Consider the following 17,838-nt stretch of genomic DNA (forward strand, 5'->3'; position numbering starts at 1 on the left):
ATAACAAATTTTCTTTTCTGAATTATAGAGGGGAATGAAGATAATTTTGGCAGATGAACATTACGGAATGGAGATAGGTATTTACACATTAGGTGATTTAGTACCAGATCTTCAAACTGGGAAAACAATTCGTGCAAGTGAGAGATTGAAAGAAATTATAAATGCGGCAAAGATGGCTGACGAAGCTGGTCTCGATGTATTTGGTGTTGGTGAACATCATCGTTTAGATTACGCAGTATCAGCGCCGCCCGTTCTACTGTCTGCCATCTCGCAGGTTACAAAGCAAATTAAACTGGCAAGTACTACAACTGTATTAGGTACTGTTGATCCTGTCCGTTTATTTGAAGATTTTGCAACACTGGATCTTTTATCAAACGGACGGGCTGAAGTGATAGCAGGGCGAGGGGCATTTGTAGAATCTTTTTCGTTGTTCGGGTATGATCTGGACAATTATGATGGCTTATTTGAAGAGAATATCGATTTGTTTTTAAAGTTGAATGAGAATGAGAAAGTGACCTGGAACGGCCATTATCGTACGCCATTATTTGATGCTGAAATTGCACCGCGTCCTCTACAAAATGGCATTCCTTTTTGGGTTGGGGTAGGAGGTTCTCCGGAAAGCGCGGAACGTGCAGGTAAATTCGGTACGGGTTTAACCATGGCAATTCTTGGTGGTGATCCGAAACGGTTTAAACCGCTTGTGGATGTATATCGCGAGAAAGCGAAGCAGTCAGGTCATGCGCCGGAAAATTTGAAAGTGGCTGTAACGGGACATGCGTTTATTGGGGAAACGACCCAGCAGGCGAAAGACGATTATTATCCTTATTATGCCCATTACCGTGATTTTTTCAGTAAAGAGCAAGGAAGAAAACAAATGTCCAGAGAAGAGTTTGAACAACTCGCTGGACCAGATACAGCATTATTTGTCGGAAGTCCACAACAAATCATCGAAAAAATTCTTACGCAATATGAACTTTTTGGACATCAACGCTTTATTGCACAAATGGATATAGGTGGAATGCCTTTTAAAAAAGTAGCTGAAAACATTGAGTTGTTGGCAACGAAGGTAGCTCCAGTCGTTCGAAGGGAAACAAAAAATTCAAAATTGGCTGCCCAAGCTGACAAATAAACAAACCAAGTTTTTAAGTAAATCTGAAGGATTTATATTTTTCTATGAACGTTTGAAAGAGGTATCAGCTCAATAAATTGAGCTGGTACCTTTTTATTTTTAAATTCGCTCACTTGAAAAGTTTTTTGTAAAAAAATAGATTTTTCACTTGTTTTAACTAATATAATTAGTTATATTATTAACATTATTAGTGTATAGGGTGTAATGAAGTAATTGGAAAAAAAATAAATTAATAGTGTTGTAATGAAGATGGCTATAAATAATTCATTAGGAGGAGACAACTAAATGAGTTTGCTTGCCGGATTACAGTCTTTAAATCTGCTATTGAGATTTCTATTGGAACTGACTTCACTTTATGTATGGGGCTATTTAGGTTATAAAACGGGAAATAGTCCGTTATTTCAATGGTTACTAGCTATTGGTGCTCCTTTGGTGGTCGCGGTTATTTGGGGACTAATGGGTGCTCCGAAGGCAGCTATTCAATTATCAGAACCAGTTCATTTAATTTTAGAAATCATTGTGTTTGGTTTGCCTATTCTATTACTCGTTACAGTCGGGAAATCGGAAATGGCTTGGATCCTGGGGAGCTTGCTTTTAGTTAATAAGCTTCTTATGTATTTCTGGAAGCAATAGAAGAGATTAATAGGAGAATTTCCCTTCTAGCGTATGTGAATTATATAATTAAATGGACGGACCAGATTATTTAATCAAAGAAGGGGTGAAGACCATGGCTGATATTTTTTTAAAAAGAATCTATGACCCATATGACGAAATGGATGGTTTTCGAATTTTAATTGATCGCCTTTGGCCTCGCGGAATCTCAAAGGAATCTGCAAGACTAGATGAGTGGATGAAGGATGTAGCTCCGAGCAGTGAGCTAAGGAAATGGTTTTGCCATAAGCCAGAGCTTTTTGATGAGTTCAAGTTGAGATATACGGAAGAGCTTCGGAGCGATGAAGAAAAGGTACAAGGGATTAACCATATCATCGATTTAACCTCCAATGGCCGAGTAACACTTCTTTATGGTGCAAAGGATCCAATCTTTAATCATGCCATTGTTTTACAAGAAGAATTAAAACGAAGGCTATAAAAAAATCGGCTTAGGGAGCCGATTTTTTTATATTACATATAGATAAACACAGAGGAAATGAGCTAAGCTTCCAAGTAAAATAAAAATATGAAAAATCTCGTGGAAGCCCATATTTTTAAATTCCAAAAATTTAGGCTTCGCTCCGTAAATAACGCCGCCAATTGTATAAAAAATACCGCCAAGTATTAATAAAAACAAACCGAACGGATTCAAACTACCTGCAAGGGGAGAGAAAACAAAGATAATCATCCAGCCCATAGCGATATACAGTGCGGTTGAAATCCACCTTGGACATTGAAACCACACCATTTTAAAAACAACCCCGCAAATCGCTACAGCCCCAATAATTGAAAAGAGAATCCAGCCGGTTTTTCCATTCAAACTAATAAAACAAAAAGGTGTGTATGTCCCTGCGATTAACACAAAAATCATCGAATGATCGAGTCGTCTTAAAAAGGCAATCACTTTATCACGGGCAATGACCATGTGGTAGGTAGCGGATGCCGAATACAGCAAAATCATACTGACTCCAAAAATAATGACGGCAGCAATCGATAGTGGTGATGGAGTGGTCATCGATGCTTTGATAACCATTGCCAGCAGGCCGATAAATGATAAAATAGCTCCTGCTAAATGGGTAAATCCATTGATCGGTTCACGAACATATTGATACATTTTAAATCCTCCCAACGCAACATGTAGTTTTAATAACTACATATAATCATACCGATAAAACATTAGCTAGTCAATGTTTATTCGTTTAGGTATAATCAAATTAGAAATTGTCGAGAACGGGGTTTTTTGATGGAAAAAATTAAACATATTATGGAACAGCTTGGTTTAAATACGAGCTTAACCTTAGATGAAATTCCAAAGATAGATTTGTATATGGATCAAGTGATTCAGTTATTTGAAAATAAATTTGGCGAGTCGAAACGGAATGAAGACGATAAGGTTTTGACGAAAACCATGATTAATAACTATGCAAAAGGAAAGCTTATTTTCCCGATTCAAAATAAAAAATACTCCAAAGAGCATCTCATTTTAATCAGTTTGATTTACCAGCTTAAAGGAGGCCTTTCGATTAACGATATTAAGGTTACGCTGAATGAGATGAATAAAAAAATTATTATGGGTGACATTGATTTAGACTCTTTTTATTCGAGCTATTTGAATCTTATTGCGCAGAATGTAGAAGATTTTAATCGGGATATTGAGGAGCGAATTAAAGCGGTAAAAGATGAAGTAAAGGGATTGCAGGAAGACGAGTCCAATTATCTAGAGGAATTTTTGATGATTTCTTCGTTAGTTCATATGAGTAATCTTTATCGACGAGTGGCTGAAAAGCTGGTGGATGGAATAATGGTTGAAAAAGATGAAAAGCGCCATAGATGATTAATCTGTATGGCGCTTATTTTTTATTCAAAGCGGGTTCTATAAACTCTTTTACATTGATGATCGTCATATCCTGTATCCCATGCCCAATCTCAACCGCTTTTGACGAAGAATTTTTATAGACCACATTTTCTATTCGAACGGAATCGGCCCGATTCGCACCGCCAAAAACTTTTATGCCTGCACCTGCTTTTTTAAAATCGAAGAGATTTACGTGGTTTAAAATTACCTTCCTTGTACGGTATTGAATTGCGATTACGGGGTTTCCTTTGTAGTTATAATCAGGATCACCCACAAGAGTAAAGTGGTTGATGACAACATTCTCATAAGCAGAAACAACCAAACCCCGTGGCGTCGAGTCAGCGTATAAATCGGAATAAATTGGCGCAATGGCAGCTAGATTCGTTGCCATTAGATTATAGGCCGTTTTTGACTTATTATCGGTGCTTTTGTGGTGGCCGATATGACGAAAATTAAAAGAACGGTTATCGTTAACAGAAAGATGTCCGATGATTTGCACGTTTGCAGCGGCGGAGGAATTTTCATGTGCTTTACATTCAACCCCGCCAAAGCATCTAGCCGTAGAATTATTGATGAGCATAACGTCCCTTGAGCCATCATCGACTTCTATGCCGTTGGAATTTGAAAATCCCTTTGCATGGGCACGGCCACTTGGGTCACACATATGGGAATATGAAATTAAGATTTTTTCGCTGTGATGGGTGGTTATCCCATCATCCCCGAAACCATAGCCATTCAGGTTGTCAAGCCAGACATATCGGCTCCCACCCTTGGCACGATAACCATCCCCTGCATAGTTGTACAGGGTAGAGGTAATATCAAAGCAGTGGAGACCGGGATTAATCGCTTCGACATCTCGAACCCAGCCATAGGTAACATTCGCATACGTTAAACAGCTGGAATGATTGCCCCAAATGGCCGTTTTTTGAACGTTACCAAGCCTCTCGACATTCCAGTCTAACGTCATACCCTGCATAAAGAGATGGTGATTACCGCGCCAATGATTGGCGTTTGTCACAAGCCTTGTTCCTTTTGGAGCGTCTCCGTGGAGTTTGATGATTGTTTTTCCTTTTCCGGCCCCAACTAGGCAGGTCCAGGAGGGCAAAAGGATTCCTTTTGTTATAAAAATACCTTCCGGCACCCGAACCTTAACCTGGCCATTCCCAATCGCTTTTTTAAAGGCAGCGGTGTTATCTGTTCGACCATCTCCGATTGCACCAAAATCGGCCACATTCACTTCTCGAGTAAGACGGCTTAATAAGTTGTTGTATTCATTATCTAGCGTCTCTTTCCACTCTGGATAAACATTTCCTGCTGCATCCATCCTAGTTTTGGAAGGAACTCCAAGCTCTGTGACGGAAGCAAAGGGGTGAAATAGACCAGACAAAACTTTCTCTTGAAAAGTTTGCTTCTTTTGCACAGGAGCAGGGGAGAGAATCTTTTTCTCCGCACATTCCAAGTATAGTTTCTCAGTTTCATGCAAAGCTCTTCTTAGGTCAAGCTGACCACCATTGATTTGGCTAAGAATTTCCCCATTCCTTCTTGGGTCATGATTTTTTCCTAAAGAAAGCAACTCATACTTACCTCCGTTTCACAAAGTGACAGTCTTCACAAAGTGACAGGCACCGTTCGTGGACAAAATTGAAGTTTTGTCCGTATGGTGTGGACAGAACTTCTATTTGGTCGGATCTTTTTTATTTAGTGCCTTTATGATGATATAAACTGTCAATATCCCAAGTGTATCGATGCCGAGATCATATAAACGTCCATCACGCCCCCAATAGAGTTGAAAAAATTCAGTGAAGAAGGCAAAAGTTACTGATATTGCAATTGACGACTTATGGCTTTTTATCAAGTTGAAAATGAGCAGGTCCATGATGGCAAAACCGATAAAATGTCCTAGTTTGATCACAATAAAGTAGGGATGGATTAAGGCAATATCATTAAAATTAAAGAATGATATAAAGTCTGGTGACGGGTTCCATTTAAATTCAACAAACCCGGAATGAATCATTAATTCAAGGTTACCCGTCCATGTATTGATCAATAAAAACAAGCCCCATAGAAGGATTGCGAAAATTTTAATAAGCTGATTATCTTTTTGGGAATTAACTATTTTGGGAGTACGTTGTTGATTCATGAGTTACTCCTCCTACACTTCTTTTATCCATCATTTTTAACGGAATTAACTGGTCTTAAACGAAATATAGTTTTTCTATAATTTTTTGTATGGGGGGTAGCACGAAAAGACCCTTAGACTTAACTGTTGTGATGATACTAATGATTAGTATGATTCTAATATCCTGTAAATTCAAGTGGAGGAGCTGAGTCTTTGACTCTGATATAAGAGTAAAGGAATAATTGCAATTTTCATATAGGAGAATTTTTTATTATTTTTGAAAAAAAGGGAATTTATATAGTTATAAAGAATTATTGCATTTGGACTATTAAAATGTGGAAGGAAGGAAGCGCAATTGAAGAAAAAGTTTTTATTTTCAGGTTTTACGGCATTGTTAGTATTTTTATCTTTTAGCTTAGGAGCATTGGCTGCGCCAAAATTATCAGTATGGTTTAATGGGAAAGCCAAAAAAGTAAGTGTTAAAATGATTAATAAGAAAGCATATGTACCTCTGAACGATGTGGTTTCGTGGTTTGGTGGTAAAGTAAAATATGATAAGAAATCTAATAAGTATATTGTAACATCCAAGGATTATCATCCAAGTGGTACGAAGGTGAAATCCTATAATGTAAATGCTGTACTTCAATCAGGTCCGATGAAAATGACCGTGAGTAGGGTTACAGTTAATCCTAGTTACAAATATGACCAATACATGCCAGCAATTAAAGCGGTGGTTTTAGATGTTAAGGTTCAAAACACGTCCACTAAAAAGGTAAATTGGTTCCCTGTACAAGGAATTTACGCTTTTAATACAGGAGAACAAATTGAAGATGCTATTGTTTATTCGCAACAAGTTGATGGAGAATTTCTTGGGAATACAACGAAAAGTGGTAAGATTGCCTTAAAAGTAAGTAAAAGTAATCTTGATGCCATTAAATCTATTCAAATATTGGTGGATGGCCCTTCGGATGATGAATTTAACCAGTTAGGAGAAAAAGTTACTTATAATTTAAAATTTAGGTAGGCAAACGCCCTTCACACATTTAGTGGAGGGCTATTTTTATTCTAAAGATCATTGTTGTACCAATGGATAATTAGGAAAATAGGACAAATACTAAACGTATGTTCGGAGGTGGAAGAATGGAACAACAGGATTTTGAAAAAATTTATGAAGATTACAAACAGCAAAGTGAACAGCAGGCCCAAATAGAAGCTGGGAGCAGTAATCCGAATGGAAAAGAGGAATTTGTTGCCGTTCGGAAAAATGATGATGGCGATATTATTGCGTTTAAAACCAGTGCTGGCCGGGAATTGGATTATATCACTGCGTTAAATGACGCCAAAGCTGGAAAAATCGCGCACATCGATGTATTTCATAAGTACGGCCGGGATATTATTAGAAGCGAACCCGATGGAATAAAAGAAAATAACTTGGATCAATTACCTGAATTTTAAAAGGAAAACTCCTTCGCAGATAAATTGACTACTTTCGCAGATAAAGTCGAATGTAACGCAGATAAACTGGTGAGTATCGCAGATAAATCCTAATTTACCGCAGATAAAAGTCTAAACGAAATATAAAAATTGCCCCCTAATTTGGGGGGCAATTTTTAATAGCTATCTACGTGCAGCCTCATATTTATTAATTTGTTCCTCATAGCTTAATGTAACGCCGATTTCGTCCCAGCCATTTAGCAACATTTGCTTAGGGTAGGGAGCGATATCAAACTTGATTTCAAAGCCCTCATTATCGGAAACCACTTGCTCTTCCAAGTTCACCGTTAATGAATACCCTTCAGATTCAGCCTTGTTCATAAGGGTCTGTACTTGCTCTTCGCTTGCCACAATTGCAAGGATACCATTTTTCACACAGTTGTTTTTAAAAATATCAGCATAACTTGGAGCAATGATAACCTTGAAACCGAAGTCTTGAACAGCCCACGGAGCATGCTCACGGGAAGATCCGCAGCCAAAGTTATCACCGGCAACCAAAATCGATGCGCCTTGATATTGAGGCTTATTTAAAATGAAATCTTCTCTTAATTTACCTTCGTCATCAAAACGCCAGTGATAAAAAAGGAATTGGCCGAAGCCGCTGCGCTCAATACGCTTAAGAAATTGCTTCGGAATAATTTGATCTGTGTCCACATTTGTCCGGTTTAATGGACAAACAAGGCCTGTATGAATGCGTAACGGTTCCATTGATTAACCAACCTCCTGGGCAGTAAATTGACGGACATCGACGAAATGCCCAGCAACTGCAGCGGCAGCTGCCATTTCAGGGCTGACAAGATGGGTACGTGCCCCGTTCCCTTGACGGCCTTCGAAATTTCGGTTAGAGGTAGAAGCGCAGCGTCCGCCCGGTGGAACGATGTCGTCGTTCATGGCAAGACACATACTGCAGCCAGCTTCACGCCATTCAAAACCTGCTTCGATAAACACTTGATCAATTCCTTCCTTTTCAGCTGCAAGCTTAATACTGAAGGAACCTGGTACAACGATCGCTTTAACGGATGGCTTTACTTTATGACCGCGCACCACTTCAGCGGCTTTACGTAAATCGCTTAATCTTGAATTTGTACAAGAACCAATGAAGACATGGTCAATTTCAATGCTAGAAATAGATTGGCCTGCTTCAAGACCCATATATTCAAGCGCACGTTTGATTTCATCTTTTTCACTTGCTTTTACAGCGTTGTCAGGATTTGGTACAGAAGCCGTAATGGGAAGGCACATGCCAGGATTTGTTCCCCAAGTTACTTGTGGCTCTACTTCAGCAGCTTCGATTTCAACAACCGCATCATAAGTAGCTCCCTCATCTGATGCAAGTGCACGCCAGCTTTCAACGGCCTTTTCAAATTCCGCTCCCTGTGGAACATTACGTCTGCCTTTTAAGTATTCGAATGTAGTTTCATCAGGGGTAATTAATCCCGCTCTTGCTCCTGCTTCGATGGACATGTTACAAACAGTCATCCGCTCTTCCATAGAAAGGTTGCGAATGGCTTCGCCAGTGTATTCCATTACATAGCCCGTACCAAACTGAACACCAAATTTACCGATGATAGCAAGGATTAAGTCTTTTGCAGTTACTCCTGTGCCAAGCTTGCCATTTACTTTAACATTTAAAGTTTTAGGAGGAGCCTGCCAAAGTGTTTGAGTTGCTAAAACATGCTCAACCTCACTTGTTCCGATACCAAATGCCAAAGCTCCAAAGGCACCGTGAGTAGAAGTATGGCTATCACCGCAGACAATGGTTTTACCAGGCTGTGTTAAGCCAAGTTCAGGACCAATGACGTGGACAATCCCATTATCAGGGTGGTTGATTCCTGCAAGGGTAACACCGAATTCCTCACAGTTTTTCACTAATGTATCCATTTGAGTTTTTGAAATTGGATCTTTGATTACTTCGCGGTTGCGCGTAGGAACGTTATGGTCCATTGTTGCATAAGTTAGGTCTGGGCGGCGTACTTTGCGGCCGTTCATTCGTAATCCCTCAAATGCTTGAGGAGAAGTTACTTCGTGAACAAGGTGCAAATCAATATACAATAAATCAGGTTTGCCGTCTTCCTGATGTACTACATGCTGTTCCCAAATTTTTTGAATAATATTTTTTGGTTTTTGCATAATTTCCTTCCTCACGTTCATATTTTTTAGGCGATTATTTGCCTTTTGACTAAAAATCTAATTTTTAAAAATATGGGTTCGGCCCCGGTAACCGAGTCCAAACCCATAGCTTTTCTTACACGTAACAGCTCATGATACATTTTGAGGCGTTTTGTGATTGAATAAAATCAACAATTAGCTTCGCCATTTCCCAGGTGCCGACAAGACGTCCATCACTTACTTGTAAATCAGCTGTATGGTAGCCGGCATCAAGTACTGATTGGACAGCTTCTTCAATTAATTTCGCTTCATCTTCTAATCCGAACGAGTAGCGGAGTAATAGAGCAGCGGATAAGATGGTCGCAATCGGATTGGCTACCCCTTTACCCGCAATGTCTGGTGCCGATCCGTGGACCGGTTCGTAAAGACCGACTCCGTCCTCACGCAGGCTAGCAGAAGGGAGCATTCCAAGAGAACCAGTTAATACGGATGCTTCATCACTTAAAATATCACCAAACATATTCTCGGTAACGATAACGTCAAATTCGGTTGGATTGGTAATTAACTTCATGGCAGTTGAATCCACTAAGGCATGCTCGACGACGACATCTGGATATTGAGACTTTTTCTCTTCCACAATTTCGCGCCAAAGCTTACTGGACTCAAGCACATTTGCTTTATCGACAGAGGTTAGATGCCCGCGGCGCTGCTGTGCAGCTTGAAAGGCTTTATCTACAATTCTCTCAATTTCTCTGCGGGAATAGGCAAGTGTATCAACAACAGTTTGGCCTTCGTCCCGGCGTTCGCTTGGCGTCCCAAAATATAGACCGCCTGTTAACTCTCGGACAATTAAAAGGTCACTGCCTGTAATCACTTCTTCTTTAAGAGGGGAGGCATGTAGTAGATTTTTGAACCCTTTGATTGGTCTTAAATTTGCATACAGATCAAGCGCCTTGCGAATTCCCAGCAATCCTCTTTCAGGCCGTAAATGGGAGGGATTTTGGTCCCATTTTGGACCACCAACGGCTCCTAATAGAACAGCATCTGCTTGCATACAAGCATCAACGGTTGATTGCGGCAGGGGAGTTCCGTGCAAATCAATGGCCGCTCCTCCGATATCATGGCTTTCGAAGCTGAAAGAATGATTAAATTCTTCAGCTATGGCACTTAATACATCTTTTGCAGATTCAACAACTTCCTTACCGATTCCATCACCTGGAAGCAAAACAATTCGTTTATTCATTAAGAGCAACCTCCTCATTTTATTTTGACACCAAAAGAGTTGTTGGTAAGCGCCGCAAGGGCGGCACTTACGCTTTTTCTAGAGCTGTCTTGGATTTATGCGTTTGCTGGTTCTTTTAAGGCAATCTGTTGATTGAAAAATACACGGTTTACTGCGTTCAAAAAGGCTTTTCCTGCTGCCTCTAAAACATCTTGGGCAGAACCGCGTCCACTGACAGGGGTACCGTTAACGGTCATTTTCACGTGAACTTCAGCTAAAGCATCGCGCCCTTTGCCGACAGAGCTCAAGTTAAAATCAGTAAGATGAATTTTTTCTTCAATTAATGCCTCAAGCGTGTTGTATAATGCTTCGACGCTTCCGCTGCCAGTACGAGCTGTTTCTACTCTGTTTCCATCAGGAGTTGTAAGGGCAACTGTAGCGGTAGGTAAGTTCCCGGATCCGCTCTGAACTTGGAAAGCTACAAGCTCATATTTTTTTACATCGATAGAAGCTGTTTGAATATCTAGTAAAATTGTATATAAATCTTCATCTGTTACTTCTTTTTTCTTATCGGTTAGTTGTTTAAAGGATTGGAATGCTTCGTTCAGCTTTTCATGAGATAGCTCAAAGCCCATTTGCTCAATTTTGTCTTTAAACGCATGGCGTCCGGAATGTTTTCCAAGGACTAAGTCGTTCGATCCGACTCCTACTAATTCAGGAGTAATAATTTCATAGGTTTGGGCATTTTTTAAGACGCCATCCTGGTGAATTCCTGATTCGTGGGCAAAAGCATTTTTTCCGACAACAGCTTTATTCGGAGGGACCTTCATACCTGTGAAACGGCTGACTAAGTCACTTGTACGTTTAATTTCCTTTAAAACCAAGTTGGTTGTGTAAGGATATTTATCACCGCGAATATTTAAAGCAACGCCTATTTCTTCTAAAGCGGCATTACCGGCGCGTTCCCCGATTCCGTTAATCGTACCTTCAACCTGTGTAACGCCGTTCTCGATGGCAGCTAGTGAATTGGCAACGGCCATTCCTAAGTCATCATGACAGTGGCAGGATAACGCTGCTTTATGAATATTTGGCACATTTTCGCGAATATAGCGGAACATGCGGCCGTATTCTTCGGGAGTTGTATAACCCACCGTATCTGGAAGATTGATAACTGTTGCACCAGCATCAATTACGTTTGTAATAATCCTTACAAGAAAATCAAGGTCAGAACGGGAAGCATCCTCAGCCGACCATTCAATATGTGGAAATCTCTTCTTAGCATAACTTACCATCTCAACCGCCGTTTGCACGACTTGATCAGGCGTTTTCATTAATTTGTATTGCATATGGATAGGGGAGGTTGCAATGAAAACATGCAATCTAGGTTCTGCTGCATCTTTTAAAGCATCCCACGCAATGTCAATGTCCGATTTCATTGCTCGTGCCAAGCCGGTAACCGAAGAGGTTTTGATGGTTCTAGCAATGGCTCTTACTGCTTCGAAATCACCTTGTGAGGAAGCCGGGAAGCCGGCCTCCATAATGTCAACGCCAAACCGTTCTAGCTGTCTGGCAATCTCTAATTTTTCAAGCTGGTTTAAATTAACACCAGGGGACTGTTCGCCATCACGCAGTGTGGTGTCAAAGATGTTAACGTGAACCATTTACCGCCACTTCCTTTTTCTCGTTTACAGGTTTGTTTTTAATAAATGGCATTAATGCGCGAAGCTCGCGGCCAACTTTTTCGATTTGATGATTGTTTTCTGCACGATTAATTGCGTTAAATTGTGGGCGGTTTGTTTGGTTCTCTAAGATCCAGCCCTGAGCAAATTTACCAGTTTGGATATCTTTTAATACATCTTTCATGCGTGCTTTTGTATCTTCGTTTACTACGCGTGGTCCAGATACGAAATCTCCCCATTGAGCAGTGTCAGAGATAGAATAACGCATGTTTTCTAGTCCTCCTTCATATAGAAGGTCAACGATTAATTTCAATTCATGTAAGCACTCAAAGTAAGCAACTTCTGGCTGATAACCAGCTTCTACTAGTGTTTCAAAACCTGCTTTGATAAGGGCAGTAGTACCACCGCAAAGAACGGCTTGCTCACCGAATAGATCTGTTTCAGTTTCTTCTTGGAATGTAGTTTCTAATACACCTGCACGAGCAGAACCGATTCCTTTTGCATAAGCAAGTGCTAGATTACGAGCTTCGCCAGTGTAGTCTTGGTATACAGCATATAGAGCTGGAACGCCAGCACCTTCAGTGTAAGTACGACGAACTAAGTGTCCTGGTCCTTTTGGAGCTACTAGGAATACGTCTACATCTGCAGGTGGTACGATTTGTGAAAAATGAATGTTGAAACCGTGAGCAAACACTAGGGCATTACCAGGTTGTAAGTTATCTTTAATGCTTTCTTCATAAACTTTTGGCTGCATTTCATCTGGAAGTAAAACCATTACTACATCTGCAGCAGCAGTTGCTTCAGCAACAGAGGTAACTTCAACGCCATCTTCCACTGCTTTATCGAATGATTTTCCTTTTCTTAAACCAACAACCACATCAAAGCCGCTTTCCTTTAAGTTAAGAGCATGTGCGTGTCCTTGTGAACCATAACCGATTACTGCAATTTTCTTTCCTTGTAAAACCTCTGCTTGAATATCTCCGTTATATAATACCTTTACCATTTAATATCATCCTTCCAAGTATAGTAGTTTATTTTAATAGTGAATATGTTGCTAGCTCGTTTAGTTGTGGCTGATGCCCACGTAAAAAGGCTGTCAGGCCGGTTCTTGCAATTTCTTTAATGCCATAAGGGCGAAGTAATTCAATCAATGCATCAATTTTTTCCGGCTTACCGGTAATTTGGACAGCTAAGCTATCTTTACTTACGTCAATAATCACTGCACGGAACGGATCAATAATGCCATTTACCTCACTTCGAAGCTGTGAACTGCTTGCTACTTTTATTAAAGCTAGTTCCCGTGCGACGATAGCTTTGTCGGTAATATCGGAAACTTTTAAAACATCAATTTGTTTGTTTAATTGCTTTGTAACTTGCTCGAGACGCTGTTCATCTTCAATCTCAACCACAAGGGTCATTTTGGAGATTCCCTCGACTTCAGTTTTTCCAACTGAAATACTTTCAATATTAAATTGACGTCTGAGCAAAAGGCCAGTTACACGGTTTAGCACGCCTGAGCGATCCTGAACCGTTGCTGTTATAATACGTTTCATGGTTTCACCCCAATCATTTCATGTAAACCTTTCCCTGGAGCGACCATTGGGAACACTAATTCCTTTTGAAGGACTCGGCAATCCAGAAGAACAGGACCATCATAAGCAAATACTTCAGGAAGTGTTGCAATAAGTTCTTCTTGAGTATCAATCCTCATGCCTCGGATAGAATAACTGTCAGCAAGCTTTACGAAATCTGGCTGTACCGGAAGCAGGGATTCGGAAATACGATTATCATATTGTAATTCCTGCCACTGACGAACCATTCCAAGTGCCCCATTATTGACAAGGATAATTTTAACCGGCAAGTTTCTTTCTTGGATGACCGATAATTCTTGAAGGGTCATTTGGAAACCACCATCTCCGACAATCGCTACCACTGTACTTTCTGGTGATGCCAACTGTGCCCCAATTGCAGCAGGGAAGCCGAAGCCCATTGTTCCAAGGCCGCCGGAGGTGATCCAGCGATGTGGATGATTGAATGTATAGTACTGTGCAGCCCACATTTGATGCTGACCAACATCAGTAGCGACAATCGCTTCACCATTTGTTACTTTATGAACAGCTTCAATGAGCCATTGCGGGCACATACCGTTTTGACTATGCTTATACCATAGTGGATATTCCGCTTTATACTTTGCAAGTTTTTCTAGCCATTCCTCAAGCTTCGGTGAGTCAACTTCTTCCGCCAATAATTCGCTTAATGCTTCTTTTGCATCGGAAACAATTGGTATTTGTGTTGGAACATTCTTTCCAATTTCCGCCGGATCGATATCGATATGAGCGACCTTTGCATCTGGTGCGAAGTGTTTAAGGTTTCCGGTAAGTCTGTCATCAAAGCGTGCTCCGAAGTTGATAAGTAAATCAGTTTCATACAGAGCCATATTAGCAACATAAGTTCCGTGCATGCCGGCCATTCCGAGTGATAGAGGGCTGTTAGCAGGGAAGCTTCCTAACCCAAGCAGGGTGGTTACGACTGGCAAATTGTGTTTTGTTGCAAAAGCTGTCAGTTCAGCTGAAGCCTTTCCATGAAGTACACCGGCTCCGGCAAGAATTACAGGCTTCTTCGCTTTAGAAAGTGCATCAGCCAGTTTTTTAATTTGTAGCGGATTTGGCTTCGTTGTTGGCTGATAGCCCGGTAATTGAATCTCAGTTTCTTCCTGTTCACTTAAAGAAGTGACTTGTTGTATATCCTTTGGTATATCGACTAGGACTGGACCAGGCCGGCCAGTAGAAGCAATATGAAAGGCCTCCTTAACGATTCTTGGTAAATCAGAGATCGATTGCACTTGGTAATTATGTTTTGTAATTGGAGTAGTGATAGCCACAACATCAGCCTCTTGGAAGGCATCTGTTCCAATCACACTTCGTGCAACCTGCCCGGTGAAAACAACGAGCGGTAAGGAATCCATCATGGCGTCTGCAATGCCTGTAACCAGGTTGGTTGCCCCAGGTCCTGAAGTTGCAAGGACTACACCAGGTTTTCCTGTAACTCGGGCATATCCTTCTGCAGCATGGATCATACCTTGTTCGTGGCGGAAAAGAATGTGCTTAATTGAGTTTTGAGCCCGCCAGATTGCATCATAAATTGGTAGGACAGCACCTCCGGGATACCCAAAAATTGTGTCAACACCCTCTTTAATTAATAAATCAATGAGAAGGTCTGCACCTGTTAATGGTGCGGTACTAGTTTGGAATTCCGGTTTTGCTTCAACTTTCACGTCATAATCCCTCCTTAGGGTTATTTGAATATTTTAAAAACTTAGTATACAATTTTGCGTTAAAGCCTAACCTTCAAACGGATATAATCAAAGTAAAAAGCCCTTTTCTCTCCGAATAAACTGCAATTAATAGAAATAAGCAGAGTAATCGGGGAGAAAAGGGCCTTCATTTTCTCGGTACCACCCGGTTTCACAGTATCCTTACGAATACTGCCTTATGAAGCGATATTAAATGGAATAACGCTTCTTTTAGTAACAGGTGCCTAAGATTTAGCACCCGATTGAACCTACTAGACCTAAGCCGTTCAGTCCAACACTCGGGGATGATGTCAGAATAAGTTGTATTGCCGGGCTCACAGCAACCCCGACTCTCTGAAAATACAAGTTTCTTATTCCTTTATTCCCGTCATCGATTTATAAATATTCCGTTGTCAATATGGTTTTAGCACCTTTACTTCTCTTCGGAAGGGGAGGGGTACTAATCAATCCCTTGGAATTTAACTAACTTAGATTTTCATGACTCCGCCTGTGTTAGCAGAGGTAACAAGTTTTGCATATTTTGCAAGATAGCCAGATTTGATTTTTGGCTCTGGTTTTTGCCAAGAGCGGCGTCTTTCCGCTAATACTTCATCATCTACGAGAAGATCAATCGAACGTTCTTGTAAATTAATTAAAATTTTGTCACCATTTTGCACTAGGGCGATTGGGCCGCCTTCAGCAGCTTCCGGTGATATATGTCCGATTGAAATTCCGCGGCTGGCTCCTGAGAAACGTCCGTCAGTAATAAGTGCAACTTCCTTATCTAAACCTCTTCCGGCAATTGCGGATGTAGGTGCAAGCATTTCCGGCATTCCCGGACCGCCTTTTGGACCTTCATAACGAATTACAACAACATGGCCTGCTTGAACAGTTCCATTATTAATGTTTTCCTGCGCTTCATCCTGGGATTCAAAAACAATGGCTTCACCCAAGAATGTTTTAATTGAAGGATCAACAGCTCCAACCTTGATGACACCGCCATCTGGGGCAATGTTTCCGTATAGGATGGACAGTCCGCCCACAGGGCTGTATGGATTTTCTTTTGTCCGAATGACTTTTTCATCGGTAATGACTGCATCTTTTACATTCTCAGCTAGAGTTTTTCCTGTAATTGAAATGCAATCTTTATTAAGCGCTCCCTCAACCTTACAAAGTTCATTAAGGATGGCACTAATTCCACCAGCTCGATGAACATCATCCATTGAATAATTAGATGCTGGCATGATTTTTGCGAGATAAGGAACCTTTTCTGCAATTTTATTAATATCACGTAAGTCGTATTCAATACCGGCCTCATGAGCGATTGCCAAGGTATGTAATACCGTATTGGTGGATCCTCCCATGGCCATATCCAATGCGAATGCATTATCAATTGCTTCTCTTGTTATGATATCGCGTGGGCGGATATCTTTTTTCACTAATTCAATCAAATGCTTTGCAGCTTGACGAATCAATTCATGTCTTTCTTCGGAGGTTGCAACAATCGTTCCATTCCCAGGAACCGTCATTCCAAGTACTTCCATCAGACAGTTCATTGAGTTCGCTGTAAACATTCCTGAACAAGAACCACATGTTGGACAGGCACTTGTTTCAATTTCATATAACTCCTGTTCGGTCATTGTACCTTTATGAAAGGCTCCAACACCCTCGAAAACAGAGGTTAAAGAAAGGTTTTCTCCGGAAGAGGTTTTTCCCGCTTCCATTGGTCCACCTGAAACAAAGACTGAAGGGACATTGGTTCTGGCGGCTGCCATCAACATTCCCGGTGTGATTTTGTCACAGTTTGGAATATAAAACACACCATCAAACCAGTGTGCGTTTATTACTGTTTCGGCACTATCAGCGATGATTTCCCTGCTTGGAAGGGAGTATCTCATCCCGATATGTCCCATTGCGATACCATCATCTACGCCGATGGTATTAAATTCAAAAGGTATTCCGCCTGCCTCACGAATGGCTTCTTTCACAATCTCACCGAAATGATTAAGGTGTCTGTGACCAGGGATAATATCAATATAGGAGTTACATACACCGATGAACGGCTTGTCAAGATCACTCACTTTTACCCCAGTTGCGTATAATAGGCTGCGGTGGGGAGCACGGTCAATCCCCTTTTTAATCATATCGCTGCGCATATTTTCGCGCCTCCTAACTTACAATTGCGTGGTTTGCAGCAGATGGATAATAAGCGACTCCGTCTGTTGTAACAATTCATCTAAATTCTTATCATTCAAATTTAAAAGTGGTTGTAAATGATCAGCCGGGCT

17 protein-coding genes are annotated in these 17,838 nt (G+C 40.8%); 6 read left to right on the forward strand and 11 right to left on the reverse strand.

Annotation, left to right across the window (positions count from 1 at the left end):
- The first annotated feature begins 34 nt into the window (after positions 1-34).
- The 3 genes from ACFQZ9_RS22085 to ACFQZ9_RS22095 all read left to right on the forward strand — a co-directional run bounded on the left by ACFQZ9_RS22085 (position 35) and on the right by ACFQZ9_RS22095 (position 2,219).
- Positions 35-1,129 (forward strand): LLM class oxidoreductase, encoded by a 1,095-nt coding sequence (locus ACFQZ9_RS22085; protein WP_498945431.1) that lies wholly within the window; start codon positions 35-37, stop codon positions 1,127-1,129.
- Positions 1,130-1,414: 285 nt separating this feature from the next.
- Complete coding sequence (locus tag ACFQZ9_RS22090; protein ID WP_498945432.1) at positions 1,415-1,762, forward strand: YrdB family protein; 348 nt, start codon at positions 1,415-1,417, stop codon at positions 1,760-1,762.
- A 94-nt stretch (positions 1,763-1,856) separates the two neighbouring features.
- Entirely contained in the window at positions 1,857-2,219 is a 363-nt protein-coding gene (locus ACFQZ9_RS22095) for a DUF488 domain-containing protein (RefSeq protein ID WP_498945433.1), read from the forward strand.
- A gap of 27 nt (positions 2,220-2,246) precedes the next feature.
- On the opposite strand, the gene trhA is transcribed toward ACFQZ9_RS22095, so the two are convergent.
- Positions 2,247-2,894, reverse strand: a complete 648-nt coding sequence (gene trhA / locus ACFQZ9_RS22100; protein ID WP_498945434.1) for a PAQR family membrane homeostasis protein — start codon at positions 2,892-2,894, stop codon at positions 2,247-2,249.
- Between the two features lie 129 nt (positions 2,895-3,023).
- Between trhA and ACFQZ9_RS22105 the strand changes: the two genes are divergently transcribed.
- The gene (locus ACFQZ9_RS22105; RefSeq protein ID WP_498945435.1) at positions 3,024-3,614 is read left to right on the forward strand and encodes a DUF1836 domain-containing protein; all 591 of its coding nucleotides are present in this window, start codon (positions 3,024-3,026) and stop codon (positions 3,612-3,614) included.
- Positions 3,615-3,630: 16 nt separating this feature from the next.
- On the opposite strand, the gene ACFQZ9_RS22110 is transcribed toward ACFQZ9_RS22105, so the two are convergent.
- Entirely contained in the window at positions 3,631-5,208 is a 1,578-nt protein-coding gene (locus ACFQZ9_RS22110; RefSeq protein ID WP_498945436.1) for a pectate lyase family protein, read from the reverse strand.
- Positions 5,209-5,310: 102 nt separating this feature from the next.
- Entirely contained in the window at positions 5,311-5,775 is a 465-nt protein-coding gene (locus ACFQZ9_RS22115; protein WP_198311510.1) for a VanZ family protein, read from the reverse strand.
- A 334-nt stretch (positions 5,776-6,109) separates the two neighbouring features.
- Between ACFQZ9_RS22115 and ACFQZ9_RS22120 the strand changes: the two genes are divergently transcribed.
- The gene (locus ACFQZ9_RS22120) at positions 6,110-6,778 is read left to right on the forward strand and encodes a hypothetical protein (RefSeq protein WP_498945437.1); all 669 of its coding nucleotides are present in this window, start codon (positions 6,110-6,112) and stop codon (positions 6,776-6,778) included.
- Between the two features lie 116 nt (positions 6,779-6,894).
- Positions 6,895-7,209 (forward strand): DUF3892 domain-containing protein, encoded by a 315-nt coding sequence (locus ACFQZ9_RS22125; protein WP_498945438.1) that lies wholly within the window; start codon positions 6,895-6,897, stop codon positions 7,207-7,209.
- Positions 7,210-7,371: 162 nt separating this feature from the next.
- On the opposite strand, the gene leuD is transcribed toward ACFQZ9_RS22125, so the two are convergent.
- The 8 genes from leuD to ilvD form a co-directional block, all read right to left on the reverse strand.
- Complete coding sequence (gene leuD / locus ACFQZ9_RS22130; protein ID WP_198311524.1) at positions 7,372-7,956, reverse strand: 3-isopropylmalate dehydratase small subunit; 585 nt, start codon at positions 7,954-7,956, stop codon at positions 7,372-7,374.
- Positions 7,957-7,959: 3 nt separating this feature from the next.
- A complete protein-coding gene (gene leuC, locus ACFQZ9_RS22135) occupies positions 7,960-9,378 on the reverse strand; it encodes a 3-isopropylmalate dehydratase large subunit (RefSeq protein WP_198311525.1) in 1,419 nt (472 codons plus the stop codon).
- 115 nt (positions 9,379-9,493) lie between these two features.
- Positions 9,494-10,600 carry a 3-isopropylmalate dehydrogenase gene (leuB, locus tag ACFQZ9_RS22140; protein ID WP_498945440.1) on the reverse strand — a complete coding sequence of 369 codons (1,107 nt, stop codon included), beginning with the start codon at positions 10,598-10,600 and terminating at the stop codon, positions 9,494-9,496.
- 95 nt (positions 10,601-10,695) lie between these two features.
- Positions 10,696-12,240, reverse strand: a complete 1,545-nt coding sequence (locus tag ACFQZ9_RS22145; RefSeq protein ID WP_498945441.1) for a 2-isopropylmalate synthase — start codon at positions 12,238-12,240, stop codon at positions 10,696-10,698.
- Complete coding sequence (ilvC, locus tag ACFQZ9_RS22150; protein WP_026573109.1) at positions 12,227-13,261, reverse strand: ketol-acid reductoisomerase; 1,035 nt, start codon at positions 13,259-13,261, stop codon at positions 12,227-12,229. The genes ACFQZ9_RS22145 and ilvC overlap by 14 nt, the downstream gene beginning before the upstream one ends.
- A 28-nt stretch (positions 13,262-13,289) precedes the next feature.
- On the reverse strand, positions 13,290-13,811 hold the full coding sequence (gene ilvN / locus ACFQZ9_RS22155; protein ID WP_198311528.1) for an acetolactate synthase small subunit: 522 nt from the start codon (positions 13,809-13,811) through the stop codon (positions 13,290-13,292).
- A complete protein-coding gene (ilvB, locus tag ACFQZ9_RS22160) occupies positions 13,808-15,532 on the reverse strand; it encodes an acetolactate synthase large subunit family protein (RefSeq protein WP_498945443.1) in 1,725 nt (574 codons plus the stop codon). Before ilvB ends, ilvN begins: the two co-directional genes overlap by 4 nt.
- A 506-nt stretch (positions 15,533-16,038) precedes the next feature.
- Positions 16,039-17,706, reverse strand: a complete 1,668-nt coding sequence (gene ilvD, locus ACFQZ9_RS22165; protein WP_498945445.1) for a dihydroxy-acid dehydratase — start codon at positions 17,704-17,706, stop codon at positions 16,039-16,041.
- Between the last annotated feature and the right edge of the window lie 132 nt (positions 17,707-17,838).

The organism is Neobacillus sp. GCM10027624 (assembly GCF_042675345.1).
In the GTDB taxonomy this organism is placed as follows: Bacteria; Bacillota; Bacilli; order Bacillales; family Cytobacillaceae; genus Neobacillus; species Neobacillus cucumis_D.